This is a genomic window from Pseudomonas sp. NPDC090233 (assembly GCF_044772285.1).
Lineage (GTDB): Bacteria > Pseudomonadota > Gammaproteobacteria > Pseudomonadales > Pseudomonadaceae > Aquipseudomonas.
This window is the reverse complement of sequence record NZ_JBIVYQ010000010.1, coordinates 139,849-158,526: the sequence shown is the minus strand read 5'-3', so window position 1 is coordinate 158,526 and position 18,678 is coordinate 139,849. Positions and strand designations below refer to the sequence as shown.

The following is an 18,678-nucleotide window of genomic DNA, read 5'->3' as shown; positions in this document are numbered from 1 at the left end:
TGAAATCGACATGGGCGAGGGTTTCGGTGCCGCGCGCGTAACTGATGCTTTTACGGGTGCCAGGGCAGGCGCCGTTCAGGTCGCAGCGGGGGTCGTTTTTGGGGCGCGCTTCATGGCGGGTAGCTTCCAGACGGCTTTCGGCGCCCTGGTGCCTGGCCACGCCCGAGCCGTGGGCCGGGGTGTTGGCCGATACGCGGCGCCTGGGCTTGCGTTTTCGCAAGCCGGCGTTGAGCTGGGCGAGCAGCCAGGCGATGCTGTTCTGCGTGGCCGGGTTGGCCAGTGCGGTCAGCATTTGCCGTATCAGCCTGGCCAGCGCTTTGAGCAGCTCGGTGTGCGGCTGCACGAGCTTGAGCAGCCAGCCGCCACTGTGGCTGGCGGCAAATTTGTATCCTTCGGTGGCCCCGTACTGCATGGCACCGCCGGCCGCGCCGATGATCGCCCCCGCCCGGTTCAGCAAGTCCCACAGAGAGGGCTCCTGGATGGGCGCATAGATCGCCCTGGCGCTGTCGTGGATCGCCTTGCGCTGCGCGCTGGTGTCAATGTCGCCTTTGGCGATGCGCTCGATGGCATCGGCCAAGCTATTCAAGGTCTGGAAGCCGGTGGTGGCGGCATTGTTCAGGATGCCTGGCAATTCGGCTTCGGCCCGCGCCACGAAGGTTTCGATCTCGCCCATCAGCGTGGCGCTGACGTGGCCGGCCATGACGCTGATCACAGCCTCGGCGAGGTCGCCTTTGTGCCGTTTCAATTGCTGGCGGGCCAGGAACAGCACCGGGCGCAAGGTCATCCGTGCGGCGGCCATGGTGGGCGGGACGGGGACCACGCCGATCAGGTTGATGCCCAGGCTGACCCAGTCCAGCGGGTCGCTGGAGCGGCTTTCGCTCAAGTGGATGATGTCGCCCAGGGCATCGAACAGCGCAACGACGTTGCCGACCACGGGCACCGCGCCGGCCCAGGCTTTCACGGTGGCCAAGTCGATATTGCCGCTGCTGAGTTCCAGCAGCCAGTCGTTGATGACCGCCTCGCCGCTGCCGATGTCTTCGGCAACCAGCTTGTTCAACGGGACGAGGGCGACTTCGCGTTCTTTGATTTCTTTTAGTTGGGCTTCATTCATGGATCAGCCCTGCTTTGCTGTTGGGCTGAGCCAAGTCAATGGCGGCATCCTCAACTCGCTGGAGGGCTGCAGGCAGGCCGGCAATGGCTGCCGGTGCCGAGAAATCTTTCATCAGGTTGTCGAAATAGCTACCGGCCTCCCAGGGATCGGCAGGATCTTTTTCGAAATCGACAGCTGTGGGGCCAGGGCTTACGGCTTTCACCGTGGAGAAACCCTGGTCGTCCAGTACGCCGTTGAACACCTGGCCCCGTGCATCGACTACTCGATAAGCAGCGCCTTTCAAGGGGTGGTTGTTGGCGTAATTTCTGAACAGGTCCAGATTGCCCTGTCCTCCTTGGATTTCTTCGGGGAACGCGGCCGACTGGCTCTTCGCGCTTTCATAGATGAAGTCCGTCGCATGCCCGGTGTATTGGCCAGCAGTGGCGTGGAGAATTCCGCTGGCGTTGTAGGTCGTGCTGCTTCCACCGGCTTGAATGACCAGTTCTTCCTTGGCACTGAGGACGATCCGCTCGGCCGTCACCGCGATCTTGAGCTTGGCCAGTAGATTGATGTTGTCCTTCAGCGCTTTCAGGTCGATGTCGCCGGACGCCGCGACCAGTCGCCATCCCATGCTCTGAACGAACTGCCGCACGCCACGGCTGGCACTGATCAGCAGCCGTTTGCCGATCGCCATGCTGGTGTGGCCGCCCGTGCTCAGGCCCAAGTGTTCGCCGCTGGCAATATGGGTGGATTCGGGTGTGGTGCTGGCGATGCCGGTGGGACTGGCGATTACCAGTTGAGGGTCGGCCAGTTCGGGGAAGCGGTTGGCTTCTGGGTTACCGGCGCCGCCGCGTATGGCGTCGTGCTGCGCCTTGAGTGCGTCGCCGACTTCATCCTGATCACCGCCTTCCTGGGCCAGATGATCGCGGGCTTCGCTGGCAAAGGTGGTGTGGTATTCCTGGGCAGTTTTCAGGCGCTCGGCGGTTTCCGCGAGATCGGTGTGGTGTTCGCTTGCGCGGGCGCGCAGTTCGGTGGTCAGCAGCAAGCCACCGCCGGCTCGGATGACGCCATGGCTATCGGTGCGCAACTCGAAACCTTGCCCGCGCGGCTTGCCGCCAAGGTGGCGCGGATGGGTGAGATAGCCGAGGTGCAGGGCGCAGTGGTCGTGGTCGCTCATCAGCGCCGCGCTGATCTGCCCGCTGGTGTCGTCAAGGCGCAGCTCGTTGTGGCGCTGGCCGTGGTGCTCCTTGCTGCGGATCGGGCTCAGTGCCTTGAAATCGGGCAAGCGGTACGGGGGGCGGTTGACCACGTGGTAGCTGCGCCCGGTGATCATCGGCTGGTCGGGGTCGCCATTGAGAAAGCTCACCACGACTTCCTGGCCGATGCGCGGGATGGCCATGTGCCCCCAGGTGGCGCCGGCCCAGGCTTGGGTTACGCGGACCCAGCACGAGCTTTTTTCATCGTCCTGGCCGAGGCGGTCCCAGGGGAACTGCACGCGCACGCGGCCGTGCTCGTCGCAGTAGATTTCCTCGCCGGGTGGCCCGACCACCTTGGCCATCTGCGGGCCTTCGACCACCGGTTTCGGGCGGGCGGGGGCGTGCCATTCGACCTCTGCGGGAATCAGGGTGGCGGTGAGCGTGTAAGAGGTGCCCTGCTGGGCCTCGGCGGCATCCTCTTCCAGCGCGGTGAACTGACGGCCTTTGTGCTTGATCTGCAGAGGGCGCCAGAGGATGTTCATGTCCTCGCGGGCATGGCCGGTCAGCTGGAAAGCGATGCCAGGTTGCAGGCGTGCGTCGTCGCCTTCGACCTCGGCCATGCGGGCATCGCCAAACAAGGCATCGAGGCGGGCCTGGGTGAAGGGCTTGCCGACGTTGTCGTGTTTGTAACGGCCTGGGTAGTCGTAGCGCTGGTAATCGTTGCCCTGGCTGCCCATGTTCTGGGGATAGGTGGTGTGTTCCAGGTTGTAGCGCGGGTGGGTGAAGGTGTAATCGCGCTGAACCTGGAGGCTGGTTCGTACCTGCTCGCGGTAGGCGAAGTGGTGCAGGCAGGGTTGCTGCTCACTGCCACCGCCGTTGGCGAGGTACAACACCGGTTCGCCTTCCAGGCTGCCGAACTGGCTGATCTGGTCGACCTGGATAACGCCGTGGCTGCCTTCGCCGTGTTCGAAGATCGAGACCAGGCCTTCTTCGGCGGACAGGCGCCAGAAGAAGTCCAGGTCCAGGTCGCCGGCCTGGACGCAGAACTCACGGTTCTGGTGCGCATCGCCCAGGTACTGGGTCAGCGCCCCCCACTGGCGCTCTTCGAACAGCGCTTCCAGCAGCTGGGGAACGGGACGGTGCTGGAAGATTCGCCAGTCCGACTGCAGGCCCGCGCGGGCCAGTTGGGGTTCGATGACGGCGCGGTAGCGGGTGCGGCGGTGGCCGGTCTTGCCTTGTTCGAAGCTGCTGATCAGGCCATGCACATGCCGGACCGGTTGTTCCTGCTGCCAAATGGTCAGCACGGCAGGCTGGTCGAGCAGGGTGGCAAAGTTGGCGTCGGCCGATGCACTGACCAGTTCGACTTCCAGGCGATACAACTCGCTGACCGCTTCGGTCAGTTCGAATGACACCACATCGAATGCAATGGCCTCATCGGCCGGCGTACTGAAGGTAAAGCGCACATCGTTCAAGTTGCTCATGCGAACTCCTGCTGTTCATTCCTTCGGGCAGGTTCAGGGGGCCGGGCATGTTGTAAAATGCGCGGGTTAAGTGCAGGCAAGACACTAGCGAGGAATCCGTTCCAAGTCGCCGTGATGACTTCCTATATAGTTGTAGGAAATTTCAGCTCTTAATAAATTCTTTTACAAACATAGAGTTATGAAATAAATACGCAAACAGCGACACATAAATCGCACTAACGATAACCCATCACTTGCGAAAAAAGTGGAGATCGTAGAAAAACAGAAATTACTGTAGGAAAACTTCCCGCATAATAAAAAACACCGATGCAAACACTTCAAAACCCGTAAAAGACACCCTCAATCGGCTCACAGGCGCCCTGCCCTGCACCTTGATACAAATCAACACAGTTTCCTACAGACAGCCCTAGACTCCGGACCATTGCTGCTCATTCCGGGGACCGCCCACATGCTCGAAGATCTACGCTGGGATGCCGACCTGATCCGCCGCTACGATCTGGCCGGCCCGCGCTATACCTCCTACCCGACCGCCGTGCAACTGCATAGCGAAGTGGGCTCGTTCGACCTGCTACACGCCCTGCGCGAAAGCCGCCGGGCCGTGCGCCCGCTGTCGTTGTACGTGCACGTGCCGTTCTGCGCGAACATCTGCTACTACTGCGCCTGCAACAAGGTCATCACCAAGGACCGCGGCCGGGCCGCACCTTACCTGCAGCGTCTTGAGCAGGAGATCCAGCTGATCGCCTGCCATCTGGACCCTAAACAGCGTGTTGAACAGCTGCATTTCGGCGGCGGTACGCCGACCTTCCTCAGCCATGTGGAACTGCGCCAGTTGATGGCCACCTTGCGCCAGCACTTCAACTTGCTGGATGACGATTCCGGTGACTACGGCATCGAGCTCGACCCACGCGAGGCCGATTGGTCGACCATGGGCCTTTTGCGCGAACTAGGCTTCAACCGCGTCAGCCTTGGCGTGCAGGACCTGGACCCGGCCGTGCAGCGCGCAGTCAACCGCCTCCAAAGCTTGGAACAAACCCGCACCCTGATCGAGGCAGCACGCACCCTGCAGTTCCGCTCGGTCAACCTGGACCTGATCTATGGCCTGCCCAAGCAGACCCCGGATGGTTTCGCGCGTACCGTCGAGGAAGTGATTCGCCTGCAGCCCGACCGCCTGTCGGTGTTCAACTACGCCCACCTGCCGGAACGCTTCATGCCGCAACGGCGCATCGACAGCAACGACTTGCCGGCCCCGGCAGCCAAGCTGGAAATGCTCCACGCCACCATCGAACAACTCACCGCCGCCGGCTACCGCTACATCGGCATGGACCATTTCGCCCTGCCCGACGACGAGCTGGCCGTGGCCCAGGAGGAAGGCACCCTGCAACGCAACTTCCAGGGCTACACCACCCACGGCCACTGCGACCTGATTGGCCTCGGGGTTTCGGCGATCAGCCAGATCGGTGACCTGTACTGCCAGAACAGCAGCGACCTCAACACCTACCAGGACACGCTGTCCACCGCCCAGTTGGCGACCCAACGGGGCCTGGTGTGCAATCACGATGATCGCCTGCGCCGAGCCGTGATCCAGCAGCTGATCTGCCACTTCGAGCTTGACTTCGAGCCGATCGAAGAGGCTTTCACGATCGATTTTCGTGGATATTTCAACGACCTGTGGCCCGAACTGCTGGCCATGCAACGCGACGGCCTGATCCGCCTCGACGACAAAGGTATCCGCATCCTGCCTGCCGGGCGTCTACTGGCGCGCTCGGTATGCATGGTGTTCGATGCCTATCTGGCGATGCACAACCGCCAACGCTTCTCGCGCGTAATCTAGTGGGGCGAGTCGTTTGACCGCATGGACAAGTTTGCTGGCCAGGCACACTATTGGGACGAACGTACCCCGGCATCACGCAGTTGGGGTCAGGCCAGGGCGCACCACAATAGCGCGCTGGCCTACACCCTATGCCGTAGGTTACCCTTACGACTTATGTGTGCTTTCCCACAAGGATCGATCCAAAATGTCCGAGCCAGTCAAACTGCGCGCCCACAACCAGGCCCATTGCAAGGACTGCAGCCTGGCCCCCCTGTGCCTGCCTCTTTCGCTCAACCTGGAAGACATGGATGCACTGGATGAAATCGTCAAACGGGGACGACCGCTGAAAAAAGGCGAGTTCCTGTTCCGCCAGGGTGACAATTTCGGCTCGGTCTACGCGGTACGTTCCGGCGCCCTCAAGACGTTCAGCCTGAGCGACAGCGGCGAAGAACAGATCACCGGCTTCCACCTGCCCAGCGAGCTGGTCGGATTGTCCGGCATGGACACCGAAGCCTACCCGGTTTCGGCCCAGGCCCAGGAGACCACCTCGGTCTGCGAAATCCCCTTCGAGCGCCTCGACGAACTGTCGGTGCAACTGCCGCAGCTGCGCCGCCAGCTGATGCGGGTGATGAGCCGGGAAATCCGTGACGATCAGCAGATGATGTTGCTGCTGTCGAAGAAAACCGCCGACGAGCGCATCGCCACCTTTCTGGTCAACCTGTCCGCGCGCTTCCGTGCCCGTGGCTACTCGGCCAACCAATTCCGCCTGAGCATGTCGCGCAACGAAATCGGCAACTACCTGGGCCTGGCGGTGGAAACCGTGTCGCGGGTGTTCACCCGCTTCCAGCAGAACGGCCTGATCCGCGCCGAAGGCAAGGAAGTGCACATCCTCGACCCGATCCAGCTGTGCGCGCTGGCCGGTGGTGCAATGGAGGCCTGAAAGGCTGGCTGAAACAGGTATACTGGCGCATTCGTTTTTCCAGGATATCTGCACCCATGCACAGCGAAGCCTTCGACCTCAAAGCCCTGATCCGCCCGGTAGTGGACTTCCCCAAACCGGGTGTGATCTTTCGCGACATCACCCCGCTGTTCCAGTCGCCGCGCGGGCTGCGCTATGTCGCTGACCAGTTCATCGAACGCTATGTGGAGGCTGAGTTCAGCCACATCGGCGCCATGGACGCGCGGGGCTTTCTGATTGGCTCGATCATCGCCCACCAGCTGAACAAACCGCTGATCCTGTTCCGCAAGCAAGGCAAATTGCCGGCCGATGTATTGTCGGAGGGCTACCAGACCGAGTACGGCGAAGCTTTCCTGGAAGTGCATGCCGACAGCCTGTGTGAAGGCGATTCGGTGTTGATCTTCGACGACCTGATTGCCACTGGCGGTACCTTGCTGGCTGCGGCCAACCTGGTGCGTCGTACCGGTGCGCAGGTATTCGAGGCGGCGGCGATCATTGACCTGCCTGAACTGAACGGCTCGCGCCGACTGCAGGAAGTGGGTGTGCCGACCTTCTGCCTGACCGAGTTTTCGCTGAGCGAATACTGAGTTGCATTCTGGGGCTGCTTTGCAGCCCCAATTTATAGCGAAATCGGCCTGCGCCCCGCAAAAGCATGCGCCAGCGTCCCGCCATCAACCAGCTCCAGCTCCCCGCCCAGCGGCACGCCGTGGGCAATCCGCGAAGCCACCAAACCTTTCTCGGCCAGCAACTGGGCGATGTAATGCGCCGTCGCCTCACCTTCCACGGTCGGGTTGGTCGCCAGGATCACCTCGGTAAAGCTGCCCTGCTCCTCGATCCGCGCCATCAGCTGCGGCACGCCAATCGCCTCTGGCCCCAGGCCATCAAGCGGCGATAAATGCCCCTTGAGCACGAAGTAGCGACCACGATAACCGGTCTGCTCCACCGCATACACATCCATCGGACCTTCCACCACGCACAGCTGGCTGTCGTCACGGCGCGTGTCGGCGCACTGCGGGCACAGTTCCTGCTCGGTCAGGGTACGGCACTGGCGGCAATGGCCAACCCCTTCCATGGCCTGGGTCAGCGCCTGCGCCAAACGCAGGCCGCCGCTGCGGTCACGCTCCAGCAGCTGCAGCGCCATGCGCTGGGCGGTTTTCTGACCGACACCCGGCAGGGTGCGCAGGGCGTCGATCAGTTGGCGGATGAGGGGGCTGAAGCTCATGGTCATGGCCTGATAAATCAATAAGGGGCGGTTTATACCCACCAGTGCCTGTGCCGTCAATTCAACGCTGGCTTGCCGGGAGTGTCACCCTTGCCTGAACGTACGGCCAGCACCGCCACCAGTGAGATTGCCACGGTACCCAGCAGGTACAACGCGACCGGCTGCCAGCTGCCGTTGTAGCGGCTGAGCAGGAAGGTGGCGATCAGCGGCGCGGTACCGCCAGCCAACGCGGCGCCCAACTGGTAACCCAGTGTAATGCCGGTATAGCGCACACGGGTGGAGAAAATCTCCGAGCTCATGGTGCCCAGCACGGCGGTGACCGGCGCCCACAGCACACCGAATGCGATCACCGTGGCCAGCATCAGGCCCCAGGTGGTACGGGTGTCGAGCAGCATGAAGTACGGCACGATGAATGCCGCAATCAAGAGGATGCCGGCGATGTACACCGCCTTGCGCCCGACCTTGTCCGACAGCCAACCCATCAACGGAATCATCAGCGAGGCGACCGCCGCGCCGATCATCACCGCATTGAGGGTGGTGACCTTGCTGTAGCCCAGGGTCGTTACCGCGTAGCTGACCACGAAGGTGGAGAAGATGTAGAACGGGGCCGTCTCCACCACTTTCAAGCCGGCAGCGATCAACACTTCGCGCCAGTGGTCGCGCAGGGTCTCGACCAGCGGCATCTTGGCCACGTTGCCGGTTTCCTTGGCTTTCTTGAAGTCTGGCGTTTCATCCAATCCATGGCGAATCCACAGGCCGAGGAACACCAGGCCCGCACTGAGCACGAACGGCACACGCCAGCCCCAGCTCATGAATTGCTCTTCCGGCAGCATGGCCATCAGGCTCACCGCCATGGTCGCCAGCAGCATGCCTACCGTCACCCCCACCTGCGGCACACTGCCGAACAGGCCCTTGCGCTTGGCCGGCGCGTACTCGTAGGCCAGCAACAAGGCGCCGCCCCACTCGCCACCAATGCCCAGCCCCTGGATGACACGCAAGCTGATCAGCAGGATCGGTGCCCATACGCCGATGTGCTCATAGGTGGGCAAACAGCCGATCAGCACCGTTGCGCCCCCCATCAGCGACAGGGTGATGACCAGGGTCTTCTTGCGCCCGATACGGTCACCGATGTGGGCGAACAGCACACCGCCGATGGGCCGCACGAAGAACGTCAGGGAAAACGACAGATACGCCAGCAACAGGCCGACTACCGGGTCGAAGGTGGGGAAGAACAGCTTGTTGAATACCAGGGCGGCAGCGGTGCCGTAGAGGAAATAGTCGAACCATTCGATGGAGCTGCCAGTAAGGCTGGCGACCAAGGCTCGGCCCCGCCCCTGGGTTGCAGAGGGGGTTGCACGGGATGGCGTCATTCGAGTCTCCGTTTTTTTGATGTTATGTCGGCGAGCACTGCGTGAATTGGCGCAAAAGAGCAACCGGGTTGCACCGTTGCCAGTAGATCTTATTCAAACCTTGAAATAAGGTGCAACCCAAGTTAAACGATTAATCATCAAATCAATCAGAGAAATTGTGCAGACGCACTATTTTGATTCGCTAAAACAGGATAAACACCTGCACTCACCAAAATGGTGCAACATGACCATGGAGTCACTAGAGCTGATCTTTATTGTTCATTCATTCAAAGTTGCACCTGGTTGCACCCTAAGCGGCAATGCCCTTAATCTAAAAAAACATCACAACAACAAACACTGAGGGCATCCGATGAACGTGCTTTTTATTGGTTATGGGCGCATGGGTGGCGCACTGGGCGACGCCTGGCTTGCGTCTGGGAAGGTAGAGCAACTGAGCATCGTCGATCCGGGAATCGCGCCCGATGCAGCGGCAGGCCGGTATGGCCGACTGGAGGATGTGCCTGCGGACCAGGCTTTCGACGTGATTGTGCTGGCCGTGAAGCCGGGTTATGCCAGCGAGGCGCTGGCCGGGCTGAGTGATCGCCACTGCGAGCGGGCTGTGGTGGTTTCAGTGGCGGCGGGCGTCACGCAGGGCTTCTTGAGCCGCGCGCTCGGCGGACGCTGCCCAGTGGTGCGGGCCATGCCTAATACTCCAGTGCTGGTCGGAGCGGGTTGCACCGGGCTGTATGCGAACGAGCATCTGGACAATGCGCGCAGGTTCATCATTGGCCAACTCTTCGAGGCGGTCGGCGCGGCTTATTGGGTGAACGAAGAAGAACAGCTGGATGCCGTCACAGCCATTAGCGGCAGCGGGCCGGCGTATTACCACCTGTTCAGCGAGGCACTTGCCGAAGCCGGGATAAAGTTGGGCTTGCCACCGGAACTGGCGCGCAATCTGGCAGCGCAAACTGCATTTGGCGCAGCCACATTACAACATCAGGCGCATGCCGATTTCACCGAACTGCGGATGGCCGTTACTTCTCCTAATGGCACGACGGCGGCGGCTATCGAAGTCTTCGAAACACAGAAGCAACTTCGTGAACTGGTAATGGCAGCAACTTGCGCTGCACACCGGCGATCGGTGGAATTGTCAGAAGGCGCTTGATTGCCGCCACGCCCATCATCAATTGACCAATAAAAAAGCCGCCCTGGAACCCAGCGGCGGCTTGTCGGAGCGCAATGGCTCAGAACGGCATCTTGAAGCCCGGTGGCAGCTGCATGCCCGCAGTCATGCCGCCCATTTTTTCCTGGCTGCTCTGCTCGACCTTGCGCACGGCGTCGTTCAGCGCGGCAGCGATCAGGTCTTCCAGCACTTCCTTGTCGTCTTCGTCGGTCGACATCAGGCTTTGATCGATGCTGACGCGCTTGACGTCATGACGGCCAGTCATCACCACGCTGACCAGGCCACCACCGGATTGGCCCGTCACTTCGGCGTTGGCCAGCTCTTCCTGCATCTTGGCCATTTTTTCCTGCATCTGCTGGGCCTGCTTCATCAGGCCGGCCATGCCACCTTTCATCATGGGGGTATACCTCGATTGGGTCGTGTGATGCGGCCCGGCACAGGGCCGGCCGCATGGTTATCGATTACTGGCCCTGGCTGACCAGGGCTTGTACAGGCTCAATAGTATCCTGCCGCACGGTGGCGCCGAACTGCTTGATCATCTGCTGGATCAACGGATCCTGCTCGATCGACGTTACGGCGTCCTGCTGGCGCTCGGCGCGCTTGCGCGACGCCGCCTGGGCCGGGGTTTCCTGCTCGGGCAGTATCAGCTCGATGCGCAGGTTCAGGGTGCGCCCCAGGTGCTGGTTGAGCGCTTCGTTCAAACGACGCTGCTGGGTGGCGTTGAACAGCGCACCTTGGCCCGGGTCCAGGTGCAGCAGCCAATCGTCACCGTCTGCAGCGATCAGCGTACAGTTTGCGGCGATGTTGCCTGTCATCCCGGACACAGGCAACAGTGGGAATAATTCTAGCCATTGCAGAGCCAGGCCCGTGGCGGGCTTGGCTGCGGGCAGCGGCTCAGGGGGGGCGACGGGGGCGTCTTCCTGAACATGCTCGACCAACTCGTCCAGATAGCTGAAGCTGGCTGGGTCGCTGTCGCCACCGTAGTAGTCATCATCCATTGGCGGCTCGTCATCACGCTCCATGCCCGCTGAGGCGTAGGCAGATGGATCGAATGGCGGCTCGCCGTAGGTCGGTGCGGCATTTTGCGGTTCGACGGCTGCAGGCGCGGGTTCAGGTTGCGGTTGTGGTTCAGGCTCTACAGCCACAGGCGCGGGGGCAGCAGGCTCCTCCCAGGGCAGGTCGATGACCTCCTCTACGGGTGCCGGCTCAGGCTCAACGATCTCCTGCGGCGCAGGCACAGCCTCGACCACGACTGCGGGCGCCACGGCAACAACGGTTGGCGCTTCGACAGCCACCGCCGGCGCTGCCACCGGGGTTGCAGGATCAGCTGTGGCCTGGCTGATCCCCACCGGCTTTAGTACCGGCTTCGGCGCATCGTCGCTGTCGGCCGGGCGGAATGCCAGCATGCGCAACAGGACCATTTCGAAGCCACCGCGCGGGTCCGGCGCCAGGGGCAGATCGCGACGACCAATAAGACCCATCTGGTAATAGAACTGCACATCCTCGGCCGGCAATGCCGACGCCAGCGCCAACACCCGCTCGCGATCACCCTGGCCATTGTCCACCGCCTCCGGCAATGCCTGGGCGATGGCCACGCGGTGCAGCACATTGAGCATTTCGGCCAGCACGCCACTCCAGTCCGGCCCCTGCTCGGCGAGATTGCGCACTGCTTCCAGCAGCGCCCGCGCATCCCCCTCCAGCAGCGCCTGCAGCACGCCATAGACCTGGCCGTGATCGAGACTGCCGAGCATCGCCCGCACATCGGCGGCCAACACTTTGCCTTCGCCGAAGGCGATGGCCTGGTCGGTCAGGCTCATGGCGTCTCGCATCGAACCATCGGCAGCGCGGCCCAACAACCACAGAGCATCCGGCTCGAACGGCACGTTCTCGGCCGCCAGCACGTGGCTGAGGTGCTCGACCACCCGCTCCGGGCTCATGTTCTTCAGCGAAAACTGCAGGCAGCGCGACAGGATGGTGGCTGGCAGTTTCTGCGGGTCGGTGGTGGCGAGGATGAACTTGACGTAGGGCGGCGGCTCTTCCAGCGTCTTGAGCAAGGCGTTGAACGAGTGGGTGGAGAGCATGTGCACTTCGTCGATCAGGTAGACCTTGAAGCGCCCACGGCTCGGCGCGTACTGCACGTTGTCGAGCAGTTCGCGGGTATCTTCGACCTTGGTGCGGCTGGCGGCGTCGATCTCGATCAGGTCGACGAAGCGGCCTTCATCGATTTCCCGGCACACCGAGCAGGTGCCACACGGCGTGGAGGTGATGCCGGTTTCGCAGTTCAGGCATTTGGCGATGATGCGCGCAATGGTGGTCTTGCCCACGCCACGGGTACCGGTGAACAGGTAGGCATGGTGCAGCCGCTGGTTGTCCAAGGCATTGATCAAGGCCTTGAGCACATGGGTCTGGCCGACCATTTCGCGGAACGAGCGCGGACGCCATTTACGTGCAAGAACCTGATAACTCATCGAAAAACCATCGCAGCCTGATCCAGCGGAAGATCGCTAATGCTAGCGGAGCGGGGCCGAAATTGCACCCTGCATGGTTCGTCTACGCTAAGTAACTGGCGCACGTTGTTCAGGGAGGATGTGCCTTGCGAAGATTGCTGGCCTTGTTGCTGCTGTGGAGTGCCCACGGCCTGGCGGAACAGCCCGTGCTGCGTTTCTCCGTTGCCGAGAGCTGGAGCATGCCCTTGGTGCGCGTCGAAGGTGAGCAGCCGGTCGAAGGGCTGCTGTTCGACCTGATGCAGGCCATCGCCCGCGAAGCTGGCGCCCGCCCCGAGTACCACGTCATGGCCCGCCTACGCCTGCAACAGGCGATGGACGAGGGCGATATCGATGTGCGCTGCTATGTGAGCACGCAATGGTTCAATGATCGGCCGGGGAATTTTGTCTGGAGCATACCGCTGTTTCAGCAGCGCGATGTGCTGGTTGGGCGCGCGGGTGACAGTAATGCCATCGGGCCGGAGCAATTGTCGCATCAGGCGATTGGTACCGTGCTGGGGTACACCTACACCACGCTGGAGCCACTGTTCGCAAAGGGGCAGTTGCACCGCGAGGACAGCCGTAGCCAGGAGTTGGCATTGCAGAAGCTGCAGATCGGGCGTTATCGGCATGCGGTGAGCAATGAGCTGTCACTGCAATGGTTCAACCGGCGATTGCCGGCCGAGCAGCGCTTGCAGGGGCTGGCGGTGCTGGAAGAGCAGGCGTTGGGGTGCATGGTGAGGAATGATCCGGCGCTGCCGACACAGGGGGTGTTGCGGGCGCTGGTGAGGATGAAGGAATCGGGGGAGATCGAGCGGATTACGCGGCGGTATGGGGCGGCGGTTTATTCGGGGGAGGTTTTGGGGGTTCGGCCTTGAATGGATGTGGACCCTGGAGGTGCTCGCCTTGATAGTGATGTCGTTCATCAGATCGAGCGCCGCCCGCGCGGCGCATCGCGGATGAATCCGCTCCTACATTTGTTGCAACGTGCCATGGCCTGTTAGGCCATAGTTGCCAGCCTTGTCGGCCCGACGCGATTATTTGGCTGCCGCTGCCGCCGCCCCACAGACCTTCAGCCAGGCACCAAGGCGAACAACCATGGCTTTACAGGCATAGGTACGTTGCAACAAATGTAGGAGCGGATTCATCCGCGATGCGCCGCGCGGGCGGCGCTCGATCTCAAGAACAAAAAACCCCTCAAGGCAAGCACCTGTCAGCCCTAACGCAATCTAACCCGCAGCCCCCCGCTCAACCGCCATCGCCACCGCATCCGCCTGCCCCCAGGCGATCTGCATGGCGCGCAACCCATGCTCCAGCTGCTGCCGCGCCTCCTCATCCTCAATCCGCTCCAGCGCCCGCCAACTGTCGCTGTAGGCAAACATCAAATAGTGCGTAACATTCATCAACACGATTTCCATCGGCACGATGCCTTCGCTGATGGCGCGGGAGAGGGATTTACCTGGAGGGAGTTCGAAAGTGTGGGGTGGATCTGGAACAATCTTTTTCATGACAACTCCGTGTTGGCAGAGCTGCGCCCTCCTACTTCCACGCATAAGGGTGGCAGCTGTACACGGGGTGGAAGACCAGGCACACGGGAAACCCGGCAGGTACGAATACCTCCCGTGAACAGCCGCCATAACTGACAACTGCCCTGTGTACCTCCCAGGCTTCCACACCCGATCGCTGAACCGACAGCGACCGCAAAAGCCTATAGAGCGAGGTTTCCAGGAACAATCAGACGGGTGTCGACAGGTTGCGTAGGATAATTCACCTGCCCTTCATTTTGGCGTAGGAGAATTCCTAGAATTGAGTAGGCCGACTGGCAAGAGGCAGATAGATTTTCCGACCTCAGAAAAGGAGGCGGCCCCACCAGCCACACCCCGGCACTCGATGTTCCCGCTATGGCTGCTCCCTTCCGGGCCTGACCAGGTGGCATGCAAGCATGCTCGGGAATAAATGCGAGCGTTATGGGGCAAGGGTTTCAGGCTGATGATGTAATTGACCACCCTGCCGTGCAGACATCTAGTATGGGGCACAGAACTAGGGGAGTGACCAGAATTGTTCCACTCAACTGGTCCACTCTGCTGTTCACTCATGACCTGCATCGTCCGCCGCCAGCACGTTTATTACCTCAACCTCCGACTGCCAAAGCACCTATTTCCCATACGTCACACCCTTCGTGTATCCCTGCGAGCGCGTGAGCGTCAGGTAACCTATCGCTCGCAACCTCACTTGCCCAACAGGTGCGTAGCCACTTGAGCGAGCACCCATTAACAGCCACAGAAACGCTACGTACGCTGTGTGAGCAGTGGCGTGAAGCGACACCTCAACCATCCGTCCCGACTGCTTCACGGACGGCTCCAGCAGCCACGAAGAAGCCAACGGGTGAAGGCCCTACACTGGCCACCTTGTCTAAGCTCTATAAAGAAGAAGGCCAACGCGGTGACACATGGCGACATGGCAGTACCGATGACGTTGAACGCGCAGTTGCGGATCTATTCGAGCTGATGGGTGATATGCCTGCTGTCGCGCTCGATGCTCAGTAAGCACGGCTGCTGGTTGGGGGGCCACATGCCCCCGAAATATTTTAGAATCCAGACCACTACTTCCTTCACGGACATTTGTAGGAGAATGAACACATGACGGACGGTAATTCACTGATCAATTTCGGCGACATATCAAAGCCCGCTACAGTTCTCATAGAGAAGATCAGTTCAGCGGTGGGAATTGTCTTTGAGCCGCATCGAGTGAAGCGCATGGCGCGTGCAGAAGCCGAGGCAGATAGGATTAGGGCGCTGGCGCGATTCGAGCTTAGCGATATTGAAAACCGTGCTATTGAACGATTTGTGGCGCAAGAAGCTCGCAAGCAAGAAAACATCGAAAGCATAGCTACTCAGGCGGCAGAAGCTCTCCCCGATAACGCTGAAGTATCCGAAATAGAAGAAGACTGGATCACTCACTTCTTCAAACATTGTGACACCGTATCTGATAAACAGATGCAATCATTATGGGCACGATTACTTTCGAGCGAAGCGACCAAGCCCGGCACTTATTCAAAGCGGACCGTCGACTTCATATCCACCATGAACAAGAGCGAAGCGGAGTTATTTAGCAATCTTTGCACCTTCGTATGGAAGATCGGGGAGCCGGCAGTTATCATCAAAGACCTCAGCCACGAAGCTTACAACAAGAAAAAAATAAACTTCATTAATTTAAAACACCTAGATTCAATAGGCCTGATCTCATTTGAACCCGCTTCAGGATACATAAATAAGTGCTCAACAAGTCATATCGATGTTAGTTATTATGATCAAAAGCTACGATTGGGATTAAAAAAAGACGTCACAAAAATTTCAATTGGCGCAGCCCTATTGACAACCGTTGGCAAGGAACTTTTTTCGCTATGCCGCCCAGAACCAGATCCTGACCACCTTCAATACATGATCGAAACTTGGTCAAAAGAAGGCATCACCGTTTCCAAACTATCCACTAGAGAGGCCGAGTAACCAGAGAACTAACTGGCGCAATATTTGACTGCAGGATACCTAATAAAAATATAAGCGCTCATTGAAATTCTTGATAGAGCGCACTCACGCTGAGCGCTTGCAAGCCGCCCCTTAAAATCATAGCTATACTATTGAAACAACCCCCTTCGATTACTATTATTATAAAGGCACCGCTCAGCATCACATAGATGACCGGTGCCAACCCTAACCGAAATCCTACTCGTAAAGCGAGATAGTACCTTTCAGCTGCTCAGCGAATGTGTAAATATCATCTACAGATGCAATTGGATGGCGGACCTCGCTCTTCTCAGCATCAAAAATCCCGATATACTTCTGACTGCGATTGAAGTGCAAACGGCAGATCGGCTTACGATTATTGTCATCGAGCAAAATACCGAAATAACTTTGAGTGTCTCGCTGAGCGATACGCTTCGCATCAACAACTGCTCGCACGATTGCCTTTACGATATGGAAGCCTTCCAATTCTTCAAGAGTAGTCTGGACTCGATCGTCAGCATCATCATTAGAAGGCTCGGCCTCTGACTTATCTTGAATAGCCATCATCGCGTAAGATGGTTCGACTGCCCCACTCATAGCCGACTTCAGCCTGTCGTTAATCTGATCCCCTAGGAACTGGATCGCCGCCTTCCTAGTCAACGTGGTGAACTGCTCTCTCACCTTCTGGGTAATGATCCCCTCGTAGACCCGAGCAGCGAAGAATTTCACAAACTCGTCGCTAGGCTGACTGAATTGCGAAGCCATCTCTTTCTTGATCTGGCCAACGTATTTTAACTCTCCAGCCGCACTGATGATCGAGTCCACATCGAACGCAGACTTGGTCAGTTTCTGAAGCTCAGGAAGGGCGTGCTCGTCCAGATCGAGAAGGTCCAGCTCCAAGAACGGTTTCTCATCCATCTTGTTAGGGGCATCAAGGTCGGTGAAGAACCGGTAGACCTGGCCATTGGTTAGGATCGAGATACGGGCGGTGGTGACATGGAAATATCTGAAGAGCTGGCTGGCGTGATTAATATGCAGCGGCTCCCCGATCTTTTTACACTCGATCAGGATCTGGATTTCGCCATTCTTCATAATGGCGTAGTCAATCTTCTCGCCCTTTTTGGTCCCCACATCGCAGACGTATTCTGGCGTTACCTCCGAGGGGTCGAAGACATCATACCCTAGGACAGAGTTGATAAAGGGCATAACGAAGGCGATTTTGGTCGCCTCTTCCGTTTGGATAGCTGGCCCCTGCTGGCGGATTTTGGCTGATAACGCGTTCAGTCGCTCTACGAATTCCATGTCTCGCTCCTTGCTCAGATATTACACCCTGGTCGCATCAGAATAGCTGCCACATACAAATCACAAGTGGCTATGGAGCCAATTCGGCTCGCCCCTCGCGCCGCAGCATTACCTCGAACACATCCACGCAACCCCGAACACATCCACGCAAGTGAATGTGATCAGGCGCTTGAGATCAGTAACGAGGGGCACGATACGTGGAGGTGCTTTTGACGTTAGATCGAGATGAACCGAAAGACGAGCCAAAAGATTGACTACCCCCATACTGAGGCTGCTTTGTTCCCGCCTGCCCAGTGTACGGATTTGTATTCCCCTTTACCGACCAGTTGTTGTTGTAGCTGCCGTCCTGCGAGGATCGAAAGTGTGGCGCTACGTAGGTTCCGTTGCTCTTCGTGTAGCCGTTCACATAGTTATCGGCGTGGGCCGTCGTGACAAAAAGCGCCATAATCAACGCGGCACTCATACTTAAACGTTTCACTTCGATCTCCTTGAGGTGTCAATATGATATCAACCATACAATGCCTTCACCCACAAAGGAAAGACCCGATGAAGCTGATCAGAATTGCCCTACTGATCGCCGCCCTCCCATTAGCTCCCGCACACGCCGGAGAAGGCTACGACGCAGGGTATCAATGGGCAGAAGAGAATGACGTAGACGATACCTCCAGCTGCACAACGCCCTCCTCATCATTCAATCAAGGGTGTGAGGATTACGTGGAGGAGAACGCTCAAGTCGCATACGAGGACAGCGAAGACGGAGAAGAGGACGACGAGTAAGCGATGAGGGCGTAGAAAGGCTTTGAGACGCTCGCTAGAATGCTCAGCACGGTGCACCACTCAGGTGTACTACGGCACTGGTCCACTTCGAGATTTTTGAGAGAGAAACCCTTGAGAATTCAAGGACTTGCGTAATGGAGGCGGCCCCACCAGCCACACCCCGGCACTCGATGTTCCCGCTATGGCTGCTCCCTTCCGGGCCTGACCAGGTTAACGGGTAATCAATGCGGGGGGACCGATGGGGCCACCACTACGCGACTCGCCAAGCAGCGAGCCGCGCCATTGTACCGGTCTGGGGCGAAGTTACAACCTCTGCGGCAGAAA

At 59.3% G+C, this 18,678-nt stretch carries 14 protein-coding genes, 1 other RNA gene and 1 pseudogene; 7 read left to right on the top strand and 9 right to left on the bottom strand.

Annotated elements, in window-relative coordinates:
* A pseudogene (locus tag ACIQUF_RS24650) lies at positions 1–1,111 on the bottom strand (hypothetical protein); the annotation flags it as partial.
* A complete protein-coding gene (locus tag ACIQUF_RS24645) occupies positions 1,104–3,767 on the bottom strand; it encodes a type VI secretion system Vgr family protein (RefSeq protein WP_403136284.1) in 2,664 nt (887 codons plus the stop codon). The gene ACIQUF_RS24645 and the pseudogene ACIQUF_RS24650, both read right to left, overlap by 8 nt.
* Positions 3,768–4,215: 448 nt before the next feature.
* Between ACIQUF_RS24645 and hemN the strand changes: the two genes are divergently transcribed.
* From hemN to ACIQUF_RS24630, 3 genes are all read left to right on the top strand, one after another.
* Positions 4,216–5,598: an oxygen-independent coproporphyrinogen III oxidase gene (gene hemN / locus ACIQUF_RS24640; RefSeq protein WP_403136282.1), complete on the top strand. Its 1,383-nt coding sequence runs from the start codon at positions 4,216–4,218 to the stop codon at positions 5,596–5,598.
* A 184-nt stretch (positions 5,599–5,782) separates the two neighbouring features.
* Positions 5,783–6,517 (top strand): Crp/Fnr family transcriptional regulator FnrA, encoded by a 735-nt coding sequence (gene fnrA / locus ACIQUF_RS24635; RefSeq protein WP_054884113.1) that lies wholly within the window; start codon positions 5,783–5,785, stop codon positions 6,515–6,517.
* A 56-nt stretch (positions 6,518–6,573) separates the two neighbouring features.
* Positions 6,574–7,122 carry an adenine phosphoribosyltransferase gene (locus ACIQUF_RS24630; RefSeq protein WP_403136280.1) on the top strand — a complete coding sequence of 183 codons (549 nt, stop codon included), beginning with the start codon at positions 6,574–6,576 and terminating at the stop codon, positions 7,120–7,122.
* 32 nt (positions 7,123–7,154) lie between these two features.
* Here the strand turns inward: ACIQUF_RS24630 and recR are convergent, their stop codons facing one another.
* Together recR and ACIQUF_RS24620 are read right to left on the bottom strand one after the other, a co-directional pair.
* A complete protein-coding gene (gene recR / locus ACIQUF_RS24625) occupies positions 7,155–7,757 on the bottom strand; it encodes a recombination mediator RecR (protein ID WP_403136279.1) in 603 nt (200 codons plus the stop codon).
* 56 nt (positions 7,758–7,813) lie between these two features.
* Positions 7,814–9,127 (bottom strand): MFS transporter, encoded by a 1,314-nt coding sequence (locus ACIQUF_RS24620; RefSeq protein WP_403136277.1) that lies wholly within the window; start codon positions 9,125–9,127, stop codon positions 7,814–7,816.
* A gap of 349 nt (positions 9,128–9,476) precedes the next feature.
* Here ACIQUF_RS24620 and proC point away from each other — a divergent pair, with 349 nt between their 5' ends.
* Positions 9,477–10,271, top strand: a complete 795-nt coding sequence (proC, locus tag ACIQUF_RS24615) for a pyrroline-5-carboxylate reductase (protein WP_403136275.1) — start codon at positions 9,477–9,479, stop codon at positions 10,269–10,271.
* A 79-nt stretch (positions 10,272–10,350) separates the two neighbouring features.
* Here the strand turns inward: proC and ACIQUF_RS24610 are convergent, their stop codons facing one another.
* Positions 10,351–10,686 (bottom strand): YbaB/EbfC family nucleoid-associated protein, encoded by a 336-nt coding sequence (locus ACIQUF_RS24610; RefSeq protein WP_008093501.1) that lies wholly within the window; start codon positions 10,684–10,686, stop codon positions 10,351–10,353.
* A gap of 64 nt (positions 10,687–10,750) precedes the next feature.
* The gene (gene dnaX, locus ACIQUF_RS24605; protein ID WP_403136273.1) at positions 10,751–12,757 is read right to left on the bottom strand and encodes a DNA polymerase III subunit gamma/tau; all 2,007 of its coding nucleotides are present in this window, start codon (positions 12,755–12,757) and stop codon (positions 10,751–10,753) included.
* 125 nt (positions 12,758–12,882) lie between these two features.
* Between dnaX and ACIQUF_RS24600 the strand changes: the two genes are divergently transcribed.
* The gene (locus ACIQUF_RS24600; protein WP_403136272.1) at positions 12,883–13,650 is read left to right on the top strand and encodes a substrate-binding periplasmic protein; all 768 of its coding nucleotides are present in this window, start codon (positions 12,883–12,885) and stop codon (positions 13,648–13,650) included.
* A 351-nt stretch (positions 13,651–14,001) separates the two neighbouring features.
* On the opposite strand, the gene ACIQUF_RS24595 is transcribed toward ACIQUF_RS24600, so the two are convergent.
* Positions 14,002–14,280, bottom strand: coding sequence for a hypothetical protein (locus ACIQUF_RS24595; RefSeq protein WP_403136271.1), 279 nt, complete (start codon positions 14,278–14,280; stop codon positions 14,002–14,004).
* Between the two features lie 1,131 nt (positions 14,281–15,411).
* Here ACIQUF_RS24595 and ACIQUF_RS24590 point away from each other — a divergent pair.
* Positions 15,412–16,278: a DUF2806 domain-containing protein gene (locus tag ACIQUF_RS24590; RefSeq protein WP_403136269.1), complete on the top strand. Its 867-nt coding sequence runs from the start codon at positions 15,412–15,414 to the stop codon at positions 16,276–16,278.
* 216 nt (positions 16,279–16,494) lie between these two features.
* Here ACIQUF_RS24590 and ACIQUF_RS24585 read toward each other — a convergent pair whose 3' ends face one another.
* Positions 16,495–17,577: a type I restriction endonuclease gene (locus tag ACIQUF_RS24585; protein ID WP_403136267.1), complete on the bottom strand. Its 1,083-nt coding sequence runs from the start codon at positions 17,575–17,577 to the stop codon at positions 16,495–16,497.
* A gap of 546 nt (positions 17,578–18,123) precedes the next feature.
* Between ACIQUF_RS24585 and ACIQUF_RS24580 the strand changes: the two genes are divergently transcribed.
* A complete protein-coding gene (locus ACIQUF_RS24580) occupies positions 18,124–18,354 on the top strand; it encodes a hypothetical protein (RefSeq protein WP_403136265.1) in 231 nt (76 codons plus the stop codon).
* Between the two features lie 144 nt (positions 18,355–18,498).
* Here the strand turns inward: ACIQUF_RS24580 and ffs are convergent.
* Positions 18,499–18,595, bottom strand: an RNA gene (gene ffs, locus ACIQUF_RS24575) — signal recognition particle sRNA small type.
* Positions 18,596–18,678: the final 83 nt, after the last annotated feature.